Here is a 19,591-nt window from a genome sequence, read left to right on the forward strand (position 1 = left end):
TGTCGGCCAACTCCGGCAATGTGTCAGGTTGGCTGACACCTTGCCGGGTGCTTTCCAGAAGTGCCTATGCAAGACTTTTCATGAAGGCCGGGTGAATAACCCCAAGAAAATAATAAACAATTCTTCCAAGGTGCCATCCATGCTAACTAAAAAGCTCAAGGGTTTGATTGTCGCTTCTACCGTGGCGGCAGCGGCGCTAATTTCCACCTCAGCTGTTCATGCTGATGATTTGAAGTCGATCCAGGATTCCAAAGAGATCCGTATCGCGATGAGCGGTCAATACTCTCCCTTCAGCTTTGCAAACGAGCAGAACCAGATCGTCGGATTCGACGCCTCCATCAGCGAGGCGCTGGCTGAGCGGATGGGGGTAAAGGTGACGATCATCACGACGCCATTCGACGGGATAATTGCAGGACTTCTCGCGAAGAAATATGACGCCATCATCGCTTCGATGACCATTACCCCGGAACGCCAGAAAGCAGTGGATTTTGTTGGGCCTTATTACCACGCTGGCCGAACGATCGTAGTGAAGGACAACTCTTCGATCAAAAGTCTTGATGATCTTAAAGATGTTGTTGTCGGCGTTACCCTTGGGGATGCACACGATAAATGGGCCAGGGCCCGCGGCAACCTGAAGGTGAGAACGTACAAAGGTCTTCCCGAAATGCTTGTCGACCTGGAGGCCGGGCGCATCGATGCGATAGTGATGGACAGTGTTCCGGTGTTGGTCGCTGTCAAAGAAACAGGGCAGAAGGTTCGCATCATTACTCCACCGGATAGCGATGGTGGCATTGAAGGCATGGGCATTGCCCTGCGCAAGAATAACCCTGAGCTCAAGGCGACCATGCAGAAGGCGCTTGAAGACATGCTCGCCGATGGCACCTACGAAAAGATCTCGATGAAGTGGATTGGCAACGATATCCGCTGATTCATGTTCAGCATGGCCCGACCTGTCGTCGGGCCAGCCAATCCGACTTTTCCGAGCGTTCCCATGGATCTGACTCTCATACAACGCACATTCCCGTTTTTCCTGGAGGCGGCCTGGATTACGGTGCAAATCTCTGTACTTGCTCTTCTGCTTGGTTTTCTGGTCGCAATCGTGCTGGTTGCTGCCCGGTTGTCCACTGTTCTCGCATTTCGATACCTTGCAAGACTCTACATCAGCGTTTTTCGCGGCACTCCCTGCCTGGTTCAGCTGTTCATCATTTACTTTGGTGGGCCGCAGATCGGAATTGAACTGGAGCCGTTTGCCGCAGGGGTAATCGGCTTGGGCCTGAACATCGCTGCCTACATGGCGGAATCCATTCGTGGCGCTATCACCAACGTTGACCCAGGCCAGGAAGAAGCTGCACGTTCGATTGGTTTCGGGCGTGGCCAGACCTTATGGTTTATCACGCTGCCACAAGCTGCAAAGTTGATGATCAGGCCGCTGGGAGTGAACGCTGTCGCTCTTATCAAAGGTTCTGCACTGGTGTCGACGATCTCTGTTGTTGAGCTTTCATATACAGCGCAACGCTTTATCAGTTCAACGTACAAACCTTTTGAGATTTTCATGGTGTCGGCACTGCTTTACATCGTGATGGTCTACTCGGTCAGATTTGTTGTTGACTATCTCGATAATCGCTTCGCGGCAAGGTGAGAGCATTCAGATGCAAAGCCTGGATCTTAGTATAGTTACACCCTATTCCGAGCTACTTGCGACCGGTCTTTGGTGGACGGTTGTGATGTTTGTAAGTTCCAGCATATTGAGTTTGATGGCAGGGGTAGCCTTTGCACTCATCGTTCTTTATGCGCCCAGGATCCTGGCGCTGCCCGTGCGTTTTATGACGTGGTTGCTCATGGGCACTCCACTGCTTCTTCAGTTGTACTTGATTTATTATGGTCTTGTACAAGTGGGGATTGATATTCCTGCCCTGGTGGCAGGCATCATAGGCCTCAGTTTGCACTTTGCCGTCTACAATGCCGACGTTATTCGTGCCGGTGTGGTATCGGTGGACCCTGGTCAAATTGAAGGTGCCCGCTCCATTGGTCTCAGTCGCGGACAGACTCAGCGTTACATCATCGTACCGCAGGCGCTTCGCAGGACTATTGCGCCGCTGGGAAACAATCTGATTGTCCTGTTGAAGGACACCTCTCTGGTTTCCATAATCGGTATTGCCGAGTTGGTGTACAGCGCGCAACTTGCCGTGAGCGAGACCTATAGCCCGTTTGAGTTTTATCTGACTGTCGCGGTTATTTATTATGCAGCCAATCTAGTTCTCGAAGCCGGTCTGCATCTTCTCGAAAACAAGGTAGAGATGTCACGATGATCAGCAAGGAATTCATGGTTGAGGTGAAGGGCGCTCGCAAGGCTTACGGAGCACTTGAAGTACTCAAGGGAATCGATCTTTCCATATCTCGCGGACAAATTGTCGCCATCATCGGCCCAAGTGGATCTGGCAAAAGCACGCTTCTGCGGTCAATCAACCACCTGGAGGTGCTTGACGATGGCGAGATATGGTTAGAGGGTGAGCAAGTCAATCGGCCATTGAAAGGTCGTGCGTTTGAACAGCATATAAATGCTGTGCGTCAGCAGATGGGTATGGTATTTCAACACTTCAATCTATTTCCGCATTTGACCGTGTATGAAAACATCGCTCTTGGTCCGATAAAACTCAAGGGCCTTACAAAAAAGGCATCTCGTGAGTTGGCAATGGAATACTTGTCAAAAGTTGGCTTGGCCAACAAGTTCGATGAGTATCCTTCTCGCCTGTCAGGCGGACAGAAACAGCGCGTTGCCATAGCAAGGGCACTGGCGATGCAACCAAAAGTCATGTTGTTCGATGAGGCTACATCGGCACTGGACCCTGAGCTTGTCGAAGAGGTCAACCTGGTCATGAAGCAACTCGCTGCGGAGCACATGACGATGTTGATCGTCACTCATGAAATGCGCTTTGCCGGCGAAGTGGCAGACCGGATTGTCTTTATGGACGGCGGGGTTGTAGTAGAGGAGGGGGCGCCGCAAGAGATCCTGCAAAACCCTGTCCAGGAACGAACCCGGTCATTCTTGAAAAAACATCTGCACGATAGATAAGTTGCGCCTTCCCACAAATCTTGCGTGATCTTGCAAAACCTAGTCTCGCAGACCAAGCCTGCGCTGGTGGACAAACTGGCGGACGTTTTCATCGGCGGTCAGCGACACCGCTGGCGCTCACCGGTACTCATCATGCCGACGCCACCAAGGCCCCGTTTCATTGCGGCCCTTGGGCGCGCGGTCGAGCCATTGGTACATGCTCCACAATCCGTCCAGGCCCCGCGCGTAGGTGGAGTAGGTGTGATAAATCTCGCCGTCCTCCAGCACAAACGTACTCAACCCCGGCCGGTCGCGGGTATAGGTCGGCGCATCGGTGCCACAGGTCGCGGCGAACTGTTTCACCGGTTCCGGGATCTGGCTGGCGTCCATGGCATGGCCGCCACGCTGGTAGTTGTATTCGATCAAGCCTTCGCGCTGCTGCGCTTCGGTGAAGTAGACATTGAAGTCGGCGGTGAAGTCGCTATCGGCGGCCGAGGCCCAGGGGAAGGTCCAGCCCATTCGGCGCTTGTAGGCCTGCAGTTTCGCCAAGGGTGCGCGGGATATCGCCATCAGGGTCACGTCGTGGTTCGCCAGGTGGACGACGATGGGGTCGAAGCCATCGGCGATGGCTGAGCAGGAAGGGCAGCCGGCCGTGTAGTCGGGGCCGAACATGAAGTGGTAGACCAGCAGTTGCGAGCGCCCTTGAAAGAGTTCGGCCAGGGTGGCGCTGCCGTTGTCGGTATCGAAGCGGTACGTCTTGTCGAGGCGAAACCATGGCAATGCCTGGCGTTGCCTGGCCACATCATCGCTGCGTCGGGTCAGTGCCTTTTCCGCTTCAAGCAGTTGCAAACGTGCCGCCAGCCACTGTTCCCGGGTCGCGGTTTTGTGGGTGTTCATCGTTGTACGCTCCTGGTGAAAGGTCGTGATTTAGACTAAACCCGGGTATCGAATGATGGGAGTGACAAGCGTGGCGGGATTACGATGGACTCGATGATCACGGCAGCTGCACAGGCGCTGGCGGCGGGCAATCCGCTGGGCGCACTGGACCGCGTGGCCTTGCGCGACGATGCGCCGGCCCTGGCCCTGCGCGGTATCGCCATGGCGCAACTGGGCGATCTGGTGCGGGCCAGGGCGCTGGTCAAGCGGGCGCAACGGGCCTTTGCGCCCAAGGAAGTGCTGGCCCGGGCGCGCTGTGTGGTGGCCGAGGCCGAAATCGCCCTGGCTTCGCGGGAGCTCGGGTGGCCGGTCAAGGCGCTCGAAACGGCGCGGGTCACCCTTGAACACCACGGTGACCGGGTCAATGCCGCCCATGCGCGATATCTGCAAATCCGCCGTTTGCTGCTGATCGGCCAGCTCGATGAGGCACAGCAGTTGCTGGCCGGACTCGACCCCGGCCCATTGCCACCGGCCTTGCGGGCAACCCATGAACTGGTACTGGCGGGGATTGCCATTCGGCGCCTGCAATCGCACGCGGCGCGGGAAGCGTTGAACAGGGCCGGGCAGGCTGCCGGTCGAGCCGGGATTGCCGCGCTGATGGCTGAGGTCCAACACGCTGTGTATCTGCTCGATGCCCCCGCGGCACGCCTGATTGCCCAGGGTGAAGTACGGCCGCTGTTGCTCGATGATGTTGAAGCATTGTTCTGTTCAACGTCACTGGTGGTGGACGCCTGCCGGTACGTTGTGCGCGGTTGTGGCATGTCGGTGTCGCTCGCGACGCGGCCAATCCTGTTCGTGCTCGCCCGTGTGTTGGCTGAGGCGTGGCCCGCCGACGTTGAGCGGGAAGTGTTGATCGCCCGGGCGTTCCGTCTGAAGCTTTCGGATGAATCCCATCGCGCCCGGCTTCGCGTGGAAATCGGCAGGCTGCGTAAAGCACTCAAGCCGTTGGCCGGCGTCATCGCGACAGCGCGCGGTTATGCCCTGCAATCGCCGGTGTGTACGCAAGTGGTGACGCTGGCGCAACCGGTCGAGGAAAAATTTGCCGCGGTGTTTGCCTGCCTCGCCGATGGCGAGTCGTGGTCCAGTTCCGCCCTGGCACTGGCGCTGGGTACCAGCCAGCGCACGGTGCAACGGGCGCTCGATGCGCTGGCGGAGCAGGGCAAGGTGCAGTGGTTTGGCCGTGGTCGCGCGCGGCGCTGGATGACGCCGCCCGTGCCGGGATTCGCGACGACCTTGTTACTCCCGGCGCCGCTGCCCGGTGGTTAGGATGAACGGCACCAAACCCCATCGAGGAATGCCAGATGAAACACGCAACTGCTGAAATCATTCGTGAATATGGCCCGTTTGCCGATGTCGACCACGTGTGCGGCGTCACCTGGGATGGCGAAAAGGTCTGGTTCGCATGCAACAGCAAAATCAACGCCCTGGACCCGGAAAGCGGCAAGTTGCTGAGCTCGATCGATGTCGCTGCCCATGCCGGCACCGCGTTTGACGGGGAGCACCTGTTCCAGATCGCCGAAGACCGCATCCACAAGATCGACCCCCGCACCGGTCGCATCCTCTCGACGATTCCTGCTCCCGGCGCAGGCGCCGATTCGGGGCTGACCTGGGCCGAAGGGACGTTGTGGGTGGGCCAGTACCGCGAACGCAAGATCCACCAGATCGACCCCGAGAATGGCAAGATCCTGCGCACCATCGAATCCAACCGTTTCGTCACCGGCGTGACCTGGGTGGACGGCGCGCTGTGGCACGGTACGTGGGAAGGCGATGAAAGCGAGCTGCGCCGGATCGATCCGCAAACGGGCGAAGTGCTGCAGAGCCTGAAAATGCCCGAAGGCGTGGGCGTGTCGGGGCTGGAGTCCGATGGTGGCGAGCGGTTGTTCTGCGGTGGCGGCGATAGCGGCAAGGTGAGGGTGGTGCGCCGGCCTGCATGAGTGTGGCCGGGTTACCAAGTGCAACCTGTGTGGGAGCGAGCTTGCTCGCGAATGCAGGGTGTCAGGCAACATCGATGTTGACTGATTTGACGCCATCGCGAGCAAGCTCGCTCCCACAGGGTTAGTGGATGTACGCAAAATCTGCGAGCAACCGAAATCACTGTGGGAGCGAGCTTGCTCGCGATAGCGGTGGGTCAGTCGATATCAATGTTGAATGTGCTGACCTCATCGCGAGCAAGCTGGCTCCAGTCACTCAGTCCGTTCGTGGATGCTGATCGTTGATGTCGTACCAATCCGCTTTCGAGCTGACAAAAACATGTTTTTGCTTGTTTGGCCGGAACGGCGTATCCAGCGTACCGAGGGCAATCGAAATCCACTCGGAAAACGCTCCTGTCGAGTCAGACCAGAACAGTGAAGATCCGCAGTGAGAACAGAACTGCCGTGTGACACCCCTGGACGATTCATACGCCTTCAGCGAATCTGCACCGGTCATGATGCCAAGCGCCGAGGCGGGTGCGCTGGCATAGGTTGCAAATGCAGCCCCATGGCCCTTTCGGCATTGGCTGCAATGGCAATGGGTGACGGCTTTCAGCTCGGTCGACAAGCGATATTTGACGGCGCCGCAGAGGCAACTGCCGTGGTGAAACTCATCCATGTAAAGTCATCCGTGGATCGATAGTATTTTTCCGTCCTGCCATGTTTTCTGCTGGTCGAAATCGGTCTAAAAGCCCGGTTGGCAAATGTGTCTGTTTTGCTATCCTCAAAACTGTAGGTGAAGACGCAGACTGATGCGCAAAAGGATAGCAAGGAGACGTGGGGCGCGTTCCGAAGGGTACACGGTTAGAAAGATCCCCGCGCTGGGATCCAGCCCTTATGCCGTGTGAAGCAGAAGAGTTCCATTACAGTTTCACGACTCTTTTGTGGGAGGCCTGATAAACCTTGTAAGCCGGAGACCAGCACCGGCCACCTACTTGTTACATTCACCCACAAAGCCCGCTCAGTGCGGGCTTTTTAATGCCCGCAAGGTGAGTCCGGTCAGCGGCTCAAGGCGCGCCAAACAGCATCGTCCAGTAAACACCGTTGTCGCTGCGCGCGTTGGCGGCGTAAGCGGCGCCGACCTGGGTGAACATCGGGTTCATCAGGTTGGCGCAGTGCCCGGGGCTGGCGAGCCAGCCGGCCATGGCCTTGCTGGGTGAACCTTGCCCGGCGGCGATGTTTTCACCGATCTGCCGGCCACGGTAGCCAGCGGCCCTGGCGCGGTCGGAGGGCATGTCACCGTCGGCGTCCTGGTGGGCGAAATAGTTGCCGTAGGCCATATCCTTGCTGTGGCTTTGTGCCGCGGAGCCCAAGGCTGCACTCCAGGACAGCGGCCGTGCGGCGGCGAAACGCTGGCGACCACACAGTCGCGGTTTGGCCCGGGCTGCGTTTACCTGCGCCAGCAACGCCTGAGCGGCGCTGCGTGGATCGCCGGTTTTCCCGTCGAGCACCGGCCGTGCCAGCACCACTTGCCACTCACTTCCGGCGCGGCTGACGCCGATGTCGGCGTATTGATTGTCGAGCAGTGCCGCGCAGTGCTCGTCCTGGAACATATCGAAGGCTTCTTCGGCATCCCGTGCACCCACCACGCGGATGGACCGCACCATGGTGGCCTGATAGCCGGAAGCCTTTAACCGGTCCCGCAACCCACCGCCATAGCCAACGGGCAGGGCCAGGTTCGACTTGAGCGTCAGGGGTGATAAGCGTTGCGTCGGCCGCCGGTCGCAGCGTTGCGGATGGGCGCGATAGTCATTGATGGCGTCTACCAGTTGCCGTTGCCCATCGGCGTGGGCGGGGCTTGCAAAAACAGGGAGCAGGGAAAACAGGCACAGCGAAGAAAAGCGCAAGGCAACGACAGTTTGGCGCATGGACGGACAACTCTGATGAGATGACAACGAAGAAAGTGGGGAAAAACGCTGGGCTATGACTGGTGCCTTGAAACAAGGTTCACGGCGGGCACCTGTCTATTTACGGGCGAAGCCATGAGTCCGACGAAGGGTGTCAGGTCGTCGGAAACCGGCAGCAACGGTTGTCACGCCAGCGCTAGGCTGGCTGATCGGTATTGCCTGAAGCAGGCTCTGTCGCGACGTCCGGGGTTTCGCTCGGACGCAGCCTGAAGCGACAGACATGCCCGCCGCGCACCATGCACTCGCTGTGCTCGACTTCACCGCCGCCCAACGCGCCAATCAAGGCCAGGTCCAGTTCGCAGACCACCGGGTGGGCAGCGGCCAGGCGATGGAACACGCAGTTATGCGCGACGATTTCCGGGGTGCCGCCTGAGCGAAAAAACACCTCGGCTTCGTAGCCTGCCTGGTTCATGTGCTGCACGATCCTGGCTTCATCCACGACCTGCTGTTCACGGTCCGAAGCCAGTTTGCGGCCCATGCTGCGCATCAGTGAAGCCAGGGCTTCAGGGCCGATGATGGCAGCGACTTCATCAATCAATACGCTGGCCAGTAGCTGATAATGGCGAGGGAACTGCTCCCGCGCGTGGTCGGTGAGCTGATACAACTGCTCAGGGCGGCGGCCCGTCGGCCGGGTTTCGCCGCGCAGCACCAGAGCGTCACGCTCCAGCGCCGCCAGGTGTTGGCGGATCGCCGTGCGCGTGACTGCCAGGTGCTCAGCCAACTCGTCAATGCTCATGCCGCCCCCATGGTGCAGCAGTGCGTTGAGCAGGTCCTGCTGTGTTCGGCCCAGTCCTTCCAGCATGGTGTGCCCTCGCGCGATATCAGAACTTGTCCGGGAATTGCTTGACCAGCGCGCCGGTCAAGGCATCGGCCAGGGCCAGGATGTGCGTGCGCATCATCGCCCAGGTGCGGGCTTCACCGGTGTAATCGTGTGCCGAGAATTCATCGATCTGGGCGACGTGGTGACCGCCATGGGCCGACAACATGTTGACCAGCGTGGCTTCAGGCAGATTGGGGTTGGCGGTGGCCAGGAAAGCCGCAATCGCCTTGGCATTGCCGGTCAACTCGGTGACGGCAGCCTGCTTGCCTTTCGCGTCTTTCGCGACGGTGGCATCGCTGTAGTGTTTCACCGCGCCCCAATGACCGGCAAGCAGCTTGAGCAACTGATCGGCTGCCGGTTGGCCGTAGAGCGGGGCGATGCTGTTGGCGATTTTGGTGGCGTTGTCGACCACCTGGTCCGCCGCCACTTTGGCTTGCTTCTGGTCGGCGGATTGATTGGCCAGCGCGTAGTTTCTGATCCAGAAAATGTGTTCGACCCAAAGGTCGCGAAGGGCCAGGCGTGTGCTCAGCGCGGGGCTGTCGGCAGCGGCAGGTGAGGCGGCAGGCGTCTGGCTCCAGACCGGTTGCGCACAGAAAGCCAGCAGGAGCAAAGCCAGGATCTTGATATTCATGACGGCACCCTCTGAGAGTGGGAATGTTCGACAATATCAATATAAGCATAAAAATATGTTTTTAATGGGCGTGAGTGAACTCTCGGATTAACGGTCGTATTTCGTCATGGGAAAGGCATGTTGCACTCAGGTTTTACAACCCTTCACGCAGACGTTTGAGGTAGTCGGGGCTGTCACTGATCGAGTTATGGCCCGTCCCCGCAATGACCTGCAATGACGCCACACCACGGGTGAAGTGACTCAACAGGCGCTCGGTGCTTGAGCGCGCAATCACCTCGTCATGCTCGGCCGCGATCAACAATGTCGGCACGGTGATGCGGGCGGCGTACCGCCAGGACTGAAACTTGTCCTTCAACAACCAGCGCACCGGAAACCAGCGGAACTGACGGGCGGCGAGCCCTTCGAGGCTGTTGTAGGGCGTGATCAGCACCAGTCGCGCCGCCGGACGCTCGCTGGCCAGGCGCACGGCCACCCCGGAACCCAGGCTGCGTCCGACCACTGCCACATGCGGATGGCTGGCATGTACCTGGTCGAACAAGGTGATGGCATCGCGGGCAATGGCCTCTTCGGAAGGCGAGCCGGAACTCCCGCCATAACCCCGGTAATGCAGCAGATACAGGGCGTAGTCAGGGAACGCTTGGGAGAACCCGGGCAGGTTGCGCGAGACGTCTTCGGCATTGCCGCCAAAATAAATCAGCGCGTTGGGTCCCTTGTGCGGTCGGATGGACACCAGCACCTGTGCGTCGGCAGTCGGCAGGGTGAGCAGCGTCGCGTCTGTACCGACGGCGCGCGGTTGCGGGTAGTAAATCAGCGCTCGCTGGAAAACGAACAGCGCCACGCACAGCGCCAGGTACAACGCAGCGACGAAGACGACGAGTAACAACAGGGTGCGCGACATTCGACTAACGTTAGTGGGCGGCATTGACTGCTCGGGGTTTGAAAATGGCTGGCGCCACAAGGCTTTCTGAGTGTAGTCAATCGACCCTTTGCGAGGGTTATCCGTATTGTCGGCGCAACAGGCCGGACCCTGGCGACTGGTGAGAAGCGTTTTATGAGCCATCCTGTGGGGTACACCCGTCGAGCAATACTCACGCTGGCTGCCGGTGCTTCGGCGGTCTTCACGTTCGGTCAGGCGGGGGCACAACCCGTGCCGTCGACGGGAACAGGAGGCAAGACCATGCAGACCCGCGCCATTCCTTCCAGCAACGAGTCCTTGCCGATCGTAGGGTTGGGCACTTATCGCGGATTCGATGTCGAGCCTTCGCAACCGGCCTACAAGGACTTGCCCGCGGTGCTGGACGCGTTGTTCGAGAAGGGTGGCAAGCTGATCGACAGCTCGCCGATGTACGGTCGCGCCGAACAGACCACCGGCGAACTGCTGTCGATCCATGAGCCGCGCTCGCCGGCCTTTCTGGCCACCAAGGTGTGGACCCGGGGCCGCGAAGAAGGCATCGCGCAGATGGAACAATCCTTCGCCCTGTTGCAGACCGACCGGATCGACCTGATGCAGATCCACAACCTGTTGGACTGGCGGACGCACCTGCCGACCCTGCGCCACTGGAAGGAAGCTGGGCGCATCCGCTACATCGGCATCACCCATTACACGGCGTCGGCCTATGAAGAAGTGGAAGCGGTACTCAAGGCCGAGCCAGTGGATTTCTTGCAGATCAACTACGCCCTGGATGATCGCGGCGTCGAGAAACGCCTGCTGCCGTTGTGCCGCGAGCGGGGAGTGGCGGTGATCTGCAACCGGCCGTTTGGCGGTGGCGGCTTGCTGGCCAAACTGAAAGATAAGCCGCTGCCAGGCTGGGCGGCGCAAGTCGGAGTCAAGAGTTGGCCGCAACTGGCACTGAAGTACCTGCTGTCACATTCGGCGGTGACCTGCGTGATTCCCGGCACCGGCAACCCGCGCTACATGGCGGAAAATGTCCGGGCCGGTTTCGGCCCGATGCTCACCGATGCCCAGCGTCAGCAACTGATTGCGCTGGTGGGCTAGCGACGTGTTCAACCCGTTGCGGCGAGTCGCCGAACCTCTCCTATACTGAGTCGCGTCCATGCCGTTGAAAGCGCATTCGCTGCCCTGACGGCGTCCCTGTCCATCACTGCAAGGAGATCGAACATGGCTATCCGCATTGGCGACGAAGCACCGGATTTCACCGCCGACACCACCGAAGGCACCCTCAACTTTCACCAATGGATCGGCGATGGCTGGGCCATCCTGTTTTCCCATCCCAAGGATTTCACCCCGGTGTGCACCACCGAACTGGGTTACCTGGCCAAACTCAAACCGGAATTCGACAAGCGCAACACCAAGGTCCTGGGCCTCAGCGTCGACCCTGTCAGTGACCACAACCGTTGGGTCGGTGACATCGCCGAGACCCAGGGCACGGCGGTGAACTACCCGCTGATCGGCGACGAAAACCTGGTGGTGGCCAAGCTCTACGACATGATCCACCCCAATGCCAGCGGCGGCGCGCGCACGGCAGTGGACAACGCCACGGTGCGTTCGGTGTTCATCGTCGGCCCGGACAAGAAGGTCAAGGCCATGCTGATCTACCCAATGAGCGCCGGGCGCAATTTCGATGAAGTGCTGCGTCTGCTTGATTCCCTGCAACTCAATGCCAAACACACCGTCGCCACGCCAGTGAACTGGCGGCCGGGTGAAGACGTAATCATCCCGACCTCAGTGTCCGATGAAGACGCGAAGAAGAAATACCCGGATGGCTTCAAGACCCTGAAGCCGTATCTGCGGACCGTGGCTCAGCCGAAGTAGTCCCAACAGTCATACCGCCATCGCGAGCAAGCTCGCTCCCACAGGGATCTTTGGTGAACACAAAATCTGTGTACTACAGAGATCCAATGTGGGAGCGAGCTTGCTCGCGATGAGGCCAGTCCTGCCTGCCTCAACTTCTGGTCAAACCAGATACTTGCGAAACCACCCCAACGTCCGCTCCCACGCCAGCTTGGCCGCCGCCTCGTCGAAGCGCGGCGTCGAATCATTGTGAAAGCCATGATTGCAGCCCGGATAAATGTAGGCCTCATAGGTCTTGCCCCCGGCCTTCAACGCTTGCTCATAGGCGGGCCAGCCTTCGTTGATCCGCGTGTCCAGTTCGCCGTAGTGCAGCATCACCGGGGCCTTGATCCGGGGCACTTCCTCGGCCGTTGGCTGACGGCCATAAAACGACACGGCGGCCCCCAGTTCCGGGTAGGCCACCGCGGCGGCGTTGGTCACGCCACCGCCGTAGCAGAATCCGGTGATGCCGACTTTTCCCGTAGCGGCAGGGTGTTTCATCATCCATTCGACGGCGGCGAAAAAGTCGTTCATCAGCTTTTCCGGGTCGACCTTGGCCTGAAGCTCGCGGCCCTTGTCGTCATTGCCCGGATAACCGCCGACCGAACTCAGGCCGTCCGGGGCGAGGGCGATGAAACCGGACTTGGCCAGCCGCCGGGCCACATCTTCGATGTACGGGTTGAGCCCGCGGTTTTCGTGCACGACCACCACTGCTGGTACTTTGCCGGTGGCTTTGGCCGGACGCACCAGATAACCGCGAACTTGGCCGTGGCCCTTGGGCGAGGGGTAGGTGATGTACTCGGCAATAATCTCCGGATCGGTGAAGGAGACCTGCTCGGCCAGCGCATAGTTGGGGCTTAGCGCGGCGAGCAGGGCTCCAGCGGTCAAACCGCCGAAGGTAAACAGCGCCGCACGGTCGAGAAACTCCCGGCGGTTGATCTTGCCGTGGGCGTAGTAGTCGTACAGTTCCAGCAGTTGCGGGGAAAAGTCTTTGGCAGTTAGACGGGTCATTGCTGCAACTCCTCATGACTGGCTTAACACGGACCCTGTGGGAGCGAGCTTGCTCGCGATGGCGGAATGTCATTCAACATAGATGTCGACTGGTCTGCCACTATCGCGAGCAAGCTCGCTCCCACAGGGGGAAGTGGTGATGCCAAAACCTCATTTCACGCTCTGCGCCCCGGCCTTCGCTACCTGCGCATCCTGTTCAGGCTTGACCCCCGACACCCCGACAGCGCCTATCACCTGCCCATCGAAAACAATCGGTACGCCACCCTCAAGCGAAGTCAGCAAGGGTGCCGAGAGGAAAGCGTAGCGCCCGGCGTTGACCATGTCCTCATAGCTTTTCGATTCGCGTCGCCCGAGGGCTGAGGTGCGTGCCTTTTCGGTAGCGATATACACGCTGGCAGGTGCGCAGCCGTCGAGGCGTTCGAGGGCCAGCGGGTGGCCGCCGTCATCGACCACCACTATGGTCACGGCCCATTGATTGGCCTGTGCTTCGGCGCGGGCGGCTTTGATGATCTGGCCGACTTCGGCCTGGCTCAGGACAGCTTTGCGGTTCATGGGCATCTCCAGGGTTCGGTTAAGGCAAGTTGGCTTCGACCAGTTCGATCCAGTGCCGCACCGGGGTTCGCCCTGCGCCGTCGAGGTGCGACTGGCAGCCGATGTTGGCCGTGACAATGACCTCGGGATGGCCGCTTTCCAGGGCGTCGAGCTTGTTGTCTCGCAGTTGTCGCGACAGTTCGGGCTGGGTCAGCGAATAGGTGCCCGCCGAACCGCAGCACAGGTGCCCGTCGGGGACGGACGTCAGGTTGAAACCGAGTCCGGTCAGCAGCGCTTCCACGGCACCGCCGAGTTTCTGCCCGTGCTGCAAGGTGCACGGGCAATGGAAAGCCAGACGTTGCGAGGCGTGGATGCCGAGTTGCTCCAGCGGTTCGTCGCGCAACACTTCCACCAGATCCCTGGCCAGCGCACTGACCTTTTTCGCCTTGTCGGCATAGGCCGGGTCGCTGGCGAGCAGGTGGCCGTAATCCTTGATGAAGGCGCCGCAACCGCTGGCGGTCTGCACAATCGCCTCGGCGCCTTTTTCCAGGCTCGGCCACCACGCGTCGATGTTGCGCCGGGCACGATCGAGGCCGGCGGCCTGGGCGTCCAGGTGGTAGTCCACGGCGCCGCAGCAACCGGCTTCGCGGCTCGCGATGACGCTGATCCCCAAGCGGTCCAGCACCCGCGCCGCCGCGGCATTGGTGTTGGGTGACAGACTGGGCTGCACGCAACCTTCGAGCATCAGCACCTGACGCTCGCGCAGGGTCATGGGTCGCGGTTTGGCCGGGTATGCACTGCGCGGCAATTTGCTTTGCAGGGAGTCGGGCAGCAGTGCGCGGAACACTTGGCCGCCATTGATCAGGCTTTTAAACAAATCTGGATGCGGCACGGTCTGCCGCAACCCTTCGCGCAACAGGCGCTGACCGAGGGGGCGTGGCACTGCCGCATCGACCACCGCCCGCCCGATGTCCAGCAGGTTGTGGTAGTCGACGCCCGACGGACAGGTGGTTTCGCAGTTGCGGCACGACAGGCAGCGGTCCAGGTGCTGCTGGGTCTTTTGCGTGACGTCGTTGCCTTCCAGCACCTGCTTGATCAGGTAAATGCGACCCCGTGGTCCGTCCAGTTCATCGCCGAGCAATTGATAGGTCGGGCACGTGGCATTGCAGAACCCGCAGTGCACGCAGGTGCGCAGGATGCTTTCGGCTTCTGCGGCGCGGGGCAATTTGCTGGCGCGTTCACTCAAGGTCGTCTGCATGGTTCAAAGCTCCGCGTACAGACGTCCGGGGTTGAAGATACCCCGTGGATCGAGCTGTTGTTTCAGGTTGCGGTGATAGCGCATCAGGGCCGGGGGCAGAGGCTGGAATGGAGTGTCGGTCAGGCCGTGGCTGAAGCAGGTGGCATGGCCACCGACCTCGTCGACGACCTGGCGGATGTACGCCGCTTCGGCATCGGATTTCAGCCAGCGCTGGGCGCCCCCCCAGTCGATCAACTGGCGCCCCGGCAACGACAGAAGCGGCGTGTTGTGCGGCAGTGACAGGCGCCAAAGCGGTTGGTCTTCATCGAAGAAACTCAAGCGCTGTTCGTTGAGATCGTCCCACCAGCAAGATTCCAGCCGTTCGCCCCCGAGGCGCTCATGGGCCGCCGATACCGAACCTTCACCGCCCTCAAGCCGCAGGTGCAGGCGTGAACCGTCGTGACATGCCGCGCTGATCGGCAACGGCTGCTGGCCCCATTCCGCCAGGCGCAACAAGGCCCGTTCGGCGTCCATTTCCAGGCTGATACTGAGGCACTGCCGGGGTTTGGGCAGCACTTTGAGGGAAACTTCGGTAATCAGCCCTAGGCTGCCGTAACTGCCGGCCATCAGGCGCGACAGGTCGTAGCCGGCGACGTTTTTCATCACCTCGCCACCGAAGCGCAACAGCTTGCCTTGCCCTGTGATGACCCGCGTGCCGAGCACGAAATCGCGCACCGAACCGGACCACGGGCGCCGTGGCCCGGACAGCCCGCAGGCGATCATGCCGCCGACGGTGGCGCCGTCGCCGAAGGACGGTGGTTCGCAGGGCAGCATCTGTTGCGCGGCGTCCAGTACCTGCGTCAGTTGCGACAACGGTGTGCCGCAACGGGCGGTGATCACCAGTTCAGTCGGGTCGTAACTGACGATACCCCGGTGCGAGCGGGTGTCGAGAATCTCCCCGGCCGTGGTGCGGCCGAGAAAGGCTTTGCTGTTGGAACCCTGGATGCGCAAGGGCGTGGCGTTTTCCAGCGCCTGATTGACCTGTTCCAGCAGCGACTGGCTGTCATCGAAATCTTCAGGGCCGTGCATCAGAAGCGCTCCAGCTCGGGGAAGGGCAATTGACCGCCATGTATGTGCATGGCGCCGAATTCGGCGCAGCGGTGCAGGGTCGGAATGTTCTTGCCGGGGTTGAGCAGGCCGCTGGGATCGAAGGCGGCCTTGATGGCATGGAACAGGGTCAGCTCATCGCTGTTGAACTGCGCGCACATCTGGTTGATCTTCTCGCGGCCCACGCCGTGTTCACCGGTGATGCTGCCGCCGACCTTCACGCACAACTCCAGAATCTTGCCCCCCAGGGCTTCGGCTCGATCAAGTTCACCGGGTTGATTGGCATCGAACAGGATCAGCGGGTGCATGTTGCCGTCGCCGGCATGGAACACGTTGGCCACCCGCAGGCCGTATTCGTTCGAAAGCTCGGCGATGGCGTGCAGTACGCCGGGCAGTTCGCGACGGGGAATGGTGCCGTCCATGCAGTAGTAGTCCGGCGAGAGGCGACCCACCGCCGGGAAGGCATTCTTGCGCCCGGCCCAGAACAGCACGCGCTCGGCTTCGTCCTTGGCCTGGCGTAACTCGGTGGCGCCGGCCTGTTGCAGTACCTGGCGCACCCGGTCGCAGTCATCTGAGACATCGGCTTCAACACCATCGAGCTCGCACAGCAGAATGGCCTGGGCATCCACCGGATAACCGGCGTGGATGAAGTCCTCGGCGGCGCGGATGGCCAGGTTGTCCATCATTTCCAGGCCTCCGGGGAGGATACCGGCGGCAATGATGTCGCCGACGGCGCGCCCGGCTTTTTCCACGGAATCGAACGCCGCCAGCAGCACTTTGGCGGTCTGCGGCTTGGGCAGCAGCTTGACCGTGACTTCGGTGATCACCCCGAGCAGCCCTTCGGAGCCGGTGAACAGCGCCAGCAGGTCGAAACCGGGGGCGTCGAGGGCGTTGGAGCCCAGGCTCAGGTGCTCGCCATCGACGGTGAGGATGTCGACCTTGAGCACGTTGTGCACGGTCAGGCCGTACTTAAGGCAGTGCACGCCACCGGCATTTTCCGCGACGTTGCCGCCGATCGAACAGGCGATTTGCGAGGATGGATCCGGCGCGTAATACAGGCCGAAGGGTGCCGCTGCCTGGGAAATCGCCAGATTGCGTACGCCGGGCTGAACCCGTGCGGTACGGGCGGCTGGATCGATGTGCAGGATGTTGTTGAAGCGCGCCATCACCAGCAGCACACCTTTCTCCAGGGGCAACGCGCCGCCGGACAACCCGGTGCCCGCGCCACGGGCCACGACGGGGACGCGCAGTTCATGGCAGACCCGCAGCACCCCCTGGACTTCGTCGATGGATCGGGGCAGCACCACCAGCATCGGCGTGGTGCGATAGGCCGACAGCCCGTCGCATTCGTAGGGCTTGGTTTCCTCGCGCTGATGCAGGATCTCAAGAGCTGGCAAGCGGGTTTTCAGGGCGTGCAACAGCGCCTGTTTGTCGACGTCGGGCAAGGCGCCGTCAACGCGTTCATCGTAGAGAATGTTCATCGGCGCTCGACACTCGTTTTGTTGATGCGTGAGGTCTGTTTTCGCGGTCCACTGTCTTAATCATTGGCCCGTCAGGCTCAGCTGTCCATGGGATCGTTGTCTGCTCGACGTACCACCATCCATAGATGTGGGAGCGAGCTTGCTCGCGATAGCGGCAGACCAGTCGACATCTATGTTGAATGACACTCCGCCATCGCGAGCAAGCTCGCTCCCACAGGGATCAATGTCCGCCCACCACCATATGGCTGAACGGTGCGACGTAGGCCTGCAGCGTCACCAGGCCACCGACCAGGATCGCCAGCACAATCGAGTGGAAGAACACGTAGCGCAGGATTTCCCCTTCATGGCCGTACCAGCGGGTGGCGGTGGAGGCGACCACGATCGACTGGGCGTCGACCATCTTGCCCATGACCCCGCCGGAACTGTTGGCTGCAGCCATCAACACCGGGCTGATACCCAACTGCTCGGACGTCACCCGTTGCAGGCCGCCGAACAGCACGTTGGACGCGGTGTCCGAACCTGTCAACGCCACGCCGAGCCAGCCGAGCAGGGTGCCGAACATCGGGTAGAAAATGCCCGTCGCGGCGAAAGCCAGGCCCATGGTCGCATCCAGGCCCGAGTAGCGCGTGAGGAAGCCCAGCGCGAGCATCGCCACTATGGTGATCAGCGAATAACGCACCACCCACAAAGTGCGCAGGTACTGGTGAATCAGTTGCGGGATCGAGTACCCCATCAGCAAACCGCCGACAATCGCCGCCAGCAGAATGCCGCTGCCGGTGGCGGTGAACCATGTGAACTTGTACACCGCTTCTTCGGTTTTCGGCGCGGCCACCACGGGCGGGACTTTCTCGACCTGCAAGTGCAGGGTGGTGAAGGTCACGACCGGCGCAAACAGCGGGTTCGCCTCGCGCATCGGCTTGCCCTGAGGATCGAGCTTGGCGGCACTGGTTTGCGGGTCGATGGCGGGGCGGGTGTCGAAGGTGTTCTTGAAGCCCTGGGTGCCCCAGATGAACACGAAGACCGTGAGGATGAGCCACGGCATCCACGCCCGCATCACTGCCGGTTTTGCTTCATTGGCAAAGGTTGCAGTGGGTACAGGCTTTTCGTCGTGCTCGGCATCGATCTTCGAGTTGTCGACCCGGCCGGACAGGGCGGCGGAGGTATGCACGGTGGCCGGTTTCCACACCTTGAGGAAACCGGTCAGGCAGGCCATGGAAATCAGTGCGGCGATCACGTCCACCAGCATCGGCCCGTGATAGTTGGACACCAGGAACTGCGGCACGGCAAAACTGACCCCGGCCACCAGGATCGCCGGCCAGATTTCCACCATCTTGCGCCAGCCGGCAAAGGCCCAGATCAACCAGAACGGCACCAGCACCGAGAAGAACGGCAACTGCCGGCCGACCATCATCGACAGCTCCATTTCATCCAGTCCGGTGACCTTGGCCAGGGTGATGATCGGTGTGCCGAGGGCGCCGAACGCCACGGGGGCGGTGTTGGCGATCAGTGCCAGCCCTGAAGCGGCGAGCGGCGAAAACCCCAGCCCGATCAGAATCGCCCCGGTCACCGCCACCGGCGTACCGAAACCGGCCGCGCCCTCGAAAAACGCCCCGAAGCAGAAGGCGATCAGCAGCAATTGCAGGCGCCGGTCATCGGTGATGCGCGCCAGGGAGTCTTGCAGCACCTTGAACGAACCGTTCTCGGTGGTCAGGCGATGCAGGAAGATGATGTTCAACACGATCCAGCCAATCGGCAGCAGGCCGTTGGCCGCACCGAACAGCGCCGCGGAACCGGCCATGCTCGCCGGCATGCCGAAGGCGAAGATCGAGATCAGCAAGGCCGAGACCAGGGCGAGCAACGCCGCCAGGTGCGCCTTGATATGAAAAAAAGCGAGGGCCGCCAGCATCACCACCACCGGCACAGCCGCCATGAGCGTTGAAAGCACCGGGTTACCGAACGGATCGTAGACTTGCTGCCAGACCATGTTCCACCTCTGCTTTTTATTGTTGGACGTGCAGATCCCCAGGGGGGAGGTGGCCTTGAGTATAGGTGGCGTTGCGCCGCTGTCAGGGCCGGCCTCCGGTCCTGCCAATCGGCGCATTCCGGAGGGCTGAGCT

Annotated in this window: 20 protein-coding genes; 8 read left to right on the top strand and 12 right to left on the bottom strand. The window is 60.7% G+C overall.

Annotated features, from left to right (window positions below; genetic code table 11):
* Positions 1-139 precede the first annotated feature (139 nt).
* From AC1RS8_RS10295 to AC1RS8_RS10310, 4 genes are all read left to right on the top strand, one after another.
* Complete coding sequence (locus AC1RS8_RS10295; RefSeq protein ID WP_489338704.1) at positions 140-928, top strand: ABC transporter substrate-binding protein; 789 nt, start codon at positions 140-142, stop codon at positions 926-928.
* Positions 929-991: 63 nt separating this feature from the next.
* Positions 992-1,639: an amino acid ABC transporter permease gene (locus tag AC1RS8_RS10300; RefSeq protein ID WP_102671893.1), complete on the top strand. Its 648-nt coding sequence runs from the start codon at positions 992-994 to the stop codon at positions 1,637-1,639.
* Positions 1,640-1,649: 10 nt separating this feature from the next.
* Positions 1,650-2,309: an amino acid ABC transporter permease gene (locus tag AC1RS8_RS10305; protein WP_154861997.1), complete on the top strand. Its 660-nt coding sequence runs from the start codon at positions 1,650-1,652 to the stop codon at positions 2,307-2,309.
* Positions 2,306-3,073 (top strand): amino acid ABC transporter ATP-binding protein, encoded by a 768-nt coding sequence (locus AC1RS8_RS10310; protein WP_154861996.1) that lies wholly within the window; start codon positions 2,306-2,308, stop codon positions 3,071-3,073. The genes AC1RS8_RS10305 and AC1RS8_RS10310 overlap by 4 nt, the downstream gene beginning before the upstream one ends.
* Before the next feature lie 117 nt (positions 3,074-3,190).
* On the opposite strand, the gene AC1RS8_RS10315 is transcribed toward AC1RS8_RS10310, so the two are convergent.
* The gene (locus AC1RS8_RS10315) at positions 3,191-3,949 is read right to left on the bottom strand and encodes a DUF899 domain-containing protein (protein ID WP_489338703.1); all 759 of its coding nucleotides are present in this window, start codon (positions 3,947-3,949) and stop codon (positions 3,191-3,193) included.
* 84 nt (positions 3,950-4,033) lie between these two features.
* On the opposite strand from AC1RS8_RS10315, the gene AC1RS8_RS10320 reads away from it, so the two are divergent.
* Both AC1RS8_RS10320 and AC1RS8_RS10325 read left to right on the top strand, forming a co-directional pair.
* Positions 4,034-5,254, top strand: coding sequence for a helix-turn-helix domain-containing protein (locus tag AC1RS8_RS10320; RefSeq protein ID WP_489338702.1), 1,221 nt, complete (start codon positions 4,034-4,036; stop codon positions 5,252-5,254).
* 35 nt (positions 5,255-5,289) lie between these two features.
* Positions 5,290-5,922, top strand: a complete 633-nt coding sequence (locus AC1RS8_RS10325) for a Vgb family protein (protein WP_090457930.1) — start codon at positions 5,290-5,292, stop codon at positions 5,920-5,922.
* Between the two features lie 253 nt (positions 5,923-6,175).
* On the opposite strand, the gene AC1RS8_RS10330 is transcribed toward AC1RS8_RS10325, so the two are convergent.
* The 5 genes from AC1RS8_RS10330 to AC1RS8_RS10350 form a co-directional block, all read right to left on the bottom strand.
* Entirely contained in the window at positions 6,176-6,577 is a 402-nt protein-coding gene (locus AC1RS8_RS10330) for a GFA family protein (RefSeq protein WP_489338701.1), read from the bottom strand.
* 388 nt (positions 6,578-6,965) lie between these two features.
* On the bottom strand, positions 6,966-7,826 hold the full coding sequence (locus AC1RS8_RS10335) for a CAP domain-containing protein (protein WP_150814604.1): 861 nt from the start codon (positions 7,824-7,826) through the stop codon (positions 6,966-6,968).
* A 175-nt stretch (positions 7,827-8,001) separates the two neighbouring features.
* A complete protein-coding gene (locus AC1RS8_RS10340) occupies positions 8,002-8,667 on the bottom strand; it encodes a helix-turn-helix transcriptional regulator (protein ID WP_223502976.1) in 666 nt (221 codons plus the stop codon).
* 19 nt (positions 8,668-8,686) lie between these two features.
* Complete coding sequence (locus AC1RS8_RS10345) at positions 8,687-9,316, bottom strand: hypothetical protein (protein ID WP_407516464.1); 630 nt, start codon at positions 9,314-9,316, stop codon at positions 8,687-8,689.
* 133 nt (positions 9,317-9,449) lie between these two features.
* Complete coding sequence (locus AC1RS8_RS10350; RefSeq protein ID WP_489338700.1) at positions 9,450-10,238, bottom strand: alpha/beta hydrolase; 789 nt, start codon at positions 10,236-10,238, stop codon at positions 9,450-9,452.
* Between the two features lie 129 nt (positions 10,239-10,367).
* On the opposite strand from AC1RS8_RS10350, the gene AC1RS8_RS10355 reads away from it, so the two are divergent.
* Positions 10,368-11,312, top strand: coding sequence for an aldo/keto reductase (locus AC1RS8_RS10355; protein WP_174245523.1), 945 nt, complete (start codon positions 10,368-10,370; stop codon positions 11,310-11,312).
* 123 nt (positions 11,313-11,435) lie between these two features.
* Complete coding sequence (locus AC1RS8_RS10360; RefSeq protein WP_056727305.1) at positions 11,436-12,089, top strand: peroxiredoxin; 654 nt, start codon at positions 11,436-11,438, stop codon at positions 12,087-12,089.
* Positions 12,090-12,230: 141 nt separating this feature from the next.
* On the opposite strand, the gene yghX is transcribed toward AC1RS8_RS10360, so the two are convergent.
* The 6 genes from yghX to AC1RS8_RS10390 form a co-directional block, all read right to left on the bottom strand.
* Positions 12,231-13,118, bottom strand: coding sequence for a YghX family hydrolase (gene yghX, locus AC1RS8_RS10365; protein WP_218497703.1), 888 nt, complete (start codon positions 13,116-13,118; stop codon positions 12,231-12,233).
* A gap of 150 nt (positions 13,119-13,268) precedes the next feature.
* Positions 13,269-13,670 (bottom strand): heme-binding protein, encoded by a 402-nt coding sequence (locus AC1RS8_RS10370; RefSeq protein WP_218497701.1) that lies wholly within the window; start codon positions 13,668-13,670, stop codon positions 13,269-13,271.
* Between the two features lie 19 nt (positions 13,671-13,689).
* Positions 13,690-14,907, bottom strand: coding sequence for a glycolate oxidase subunit GlcF (gene glcF / locus AC1RS8_RS10375; protein ID WP_407516459.1), 1,218 nt, complete (start codon positions 14,905-14,907; stop codon positions 13,690-13,692).
* Between the two features lie 3 nt (positions 14,908-14,910).
* Positions 14,911-15,975 carry a glycolate oxidase subunit GlcE gene (gene glcE, locus AC1RS8_RS10380; RefSeq protein ID WP_150814590.1) on the bottom strand — a complete coding sequence of 355 codons (1,065 nt, stop codon included), beginning with the start codon at positions 15,973-15,975 and terminating at the stop codon, positions 14,911-14,913.
* Positions 15,975-17,474 carry a glycolate oxidase subunit GlcD gene (gene glcD / locus AC1RS8_RS10385; protein ID WP_489338699.1) on the bottom strand — a complete coding sequence of 500 codons (1,500 nt, stop codon included), beginning with the start codon at positions 17,472-17,474 and terminating at the stop codon, positions 15,975-15,977. Before glcD ends, glcE begins: the two co-directional genes overlap by 1 nt.
* A gap of 220 nt (positions 17,475-17,694) precedes the next feature.
* Positions 17,695-19,458 carry an L-lactate permease gene (locus AC1RS8_RS10390; protein ID WP_218497691.1) on the bottom strand — a complete coding sequence of 588 codons (1,764 nt, stop codon included), beginning with the start codon at positions 19,456-19,458 and terminating at the stop codon, positions 17,695-17,697.
* Between the last annotated feature and the right edge of the window lie 133 nt (positions 19,459-19,591).

The organism is Pseudomonas sp. GW821-FHT12A04 (assembly GCF_058807755.1).

Coding starts and splice junctions, on each gene's coding strand:
- AC1RS8_RS10295 (WP_489338704.1), top strand. CDS start 140: ATGCTAACTAAAAAGCTCAAGGGTTTGATTGTCGCTTCTACCGTGGCG.
- AC1RS8_RS10300 (WP_102671893.1), top strand. CDS start 992: ATGGATCTGACTCTCATACAACGCACATTCCCGTTTTTCCTGGAGGCG.
- AC1RS8_RS10305 (WP_154861997.1), top strand. CDS start 1,650: ATGCAAAGCCTGGATCTTAGTATAGTTACACCCTATTCCGAGCTACTT.
- AC1RS8_RS10310 (WP_154861996.1), top strand. CDS start 2,306: ATGATCAGCAAGGAATTCATGGTTGAGGTGAAGGGCGCTCGCAAGGCT.
- AC1RS8_RS10315 (WP_489338703.1), bottom strand. CDS start 3,949: ATGAACACCCACAAAACCGCGACCCGGGAACAGTGGCTGGCGGCACGT.
- AC1RS8_RS10320 (WP_489338702.1), top strand. CDS start 4,034: ATGGACTCGATGATCACGGCAGCTGCACAGGCGCTGGCGGCGGGCAAT.
- AC1RS8_RS10325 (WP_090457930.1), top strand. CDS start 5,290: ATGAAACACGCAACTGCTGAAATCATTCGTGAATATGGCCCGTTTGCC.
- AC1RS8_RS10330 (WP_489338701.1), bottom strand. CDS start 6,577: ATGGATGAGTTTCACCACGGCAGTTGCCTCTGCGGCGCCGTCAAATAT.
- AC1RS8_RS10335 (WP_150814604.1), bottom strand. CDS start 7,826: ATGCGCCAAACTGTCGTTGCCTTGCGCTTTTCTTCGCTGTGCCTGTTT.
- AC1RS8_RS10340 (WP_223502976.1), bottom strand. CDS start 8,667: ATGCTGGAAGGACTGGGCCGAACACAGCAGGACCTGCTCAACGCACTG.
- AC1RS8_RS10345 (WP_407516464.1), bottom strand. CDS start 9,316: ATGAATATCAAGATCCTGGCTTTGCTCCTGCTGGCTTTCTGTGCGCAA.
- AC1RS8_RS10350 (WP_489338700.1), bottom strand. CDS start 10,238: ATGCCGCCCACTAACGTTAGTCGAATGTCGCGCACCCTGTTGTTACTC.
- AC1RS8_RS10355 (WP_174245523.1), top strand. CDS start 10,368: ATGAGCCATCCTGTGGGGTACACCCGTCGAGCAATACTCACGCTGGCT.
- AC1RS8_RS10360 (WP_056727305.1), top strand. CDS start 11,436: ATGGCTATCCGCATTGGCGACGAAGCACCGGATTTCACCGCCGACACC.
- yghX (WP_218497703.1), bottom strand. CDS start 13,118: ATGACCCGTCTAACTGCCAAAGACTTTTCCCCGCAACTGCTGGAACTG.
- AC1RS8_RS10370 (WP_218497701.1), bottom strand. CDS start 13,670: ATGAACCGCAAAGCTGTCCTGAGCCAGGCCGAAGTCGGCCAGATCATC.
- glcF (WP_407516459.1), bottom strand. CDS start 14,907: ATGCAGACGACCTTGAGTGAACGCGCCAGCAAATTGCCCCGCGCCGCA.
- glcE (WP_150814590.1), bottom strand. CDS start 15,975: ATGCACGGCCCTGAAGATTTCGATGACAGCCAGTCGCTGCTGGAACAG.
- glcD (WP_489338699.1), bottom strand. CDS start 17,474: ATGAACATTCTCTACGATGAACGCGTTGACGGCGCCTTGCCCGACGTC.
- AC1RS8_RS10390 (WP_218497691.1), bottom strand. CDS start 19,458: ATGGTCTGGCAGCAAGTCTACGATCCGTTCGGTAACCCGGTGCTTTCA.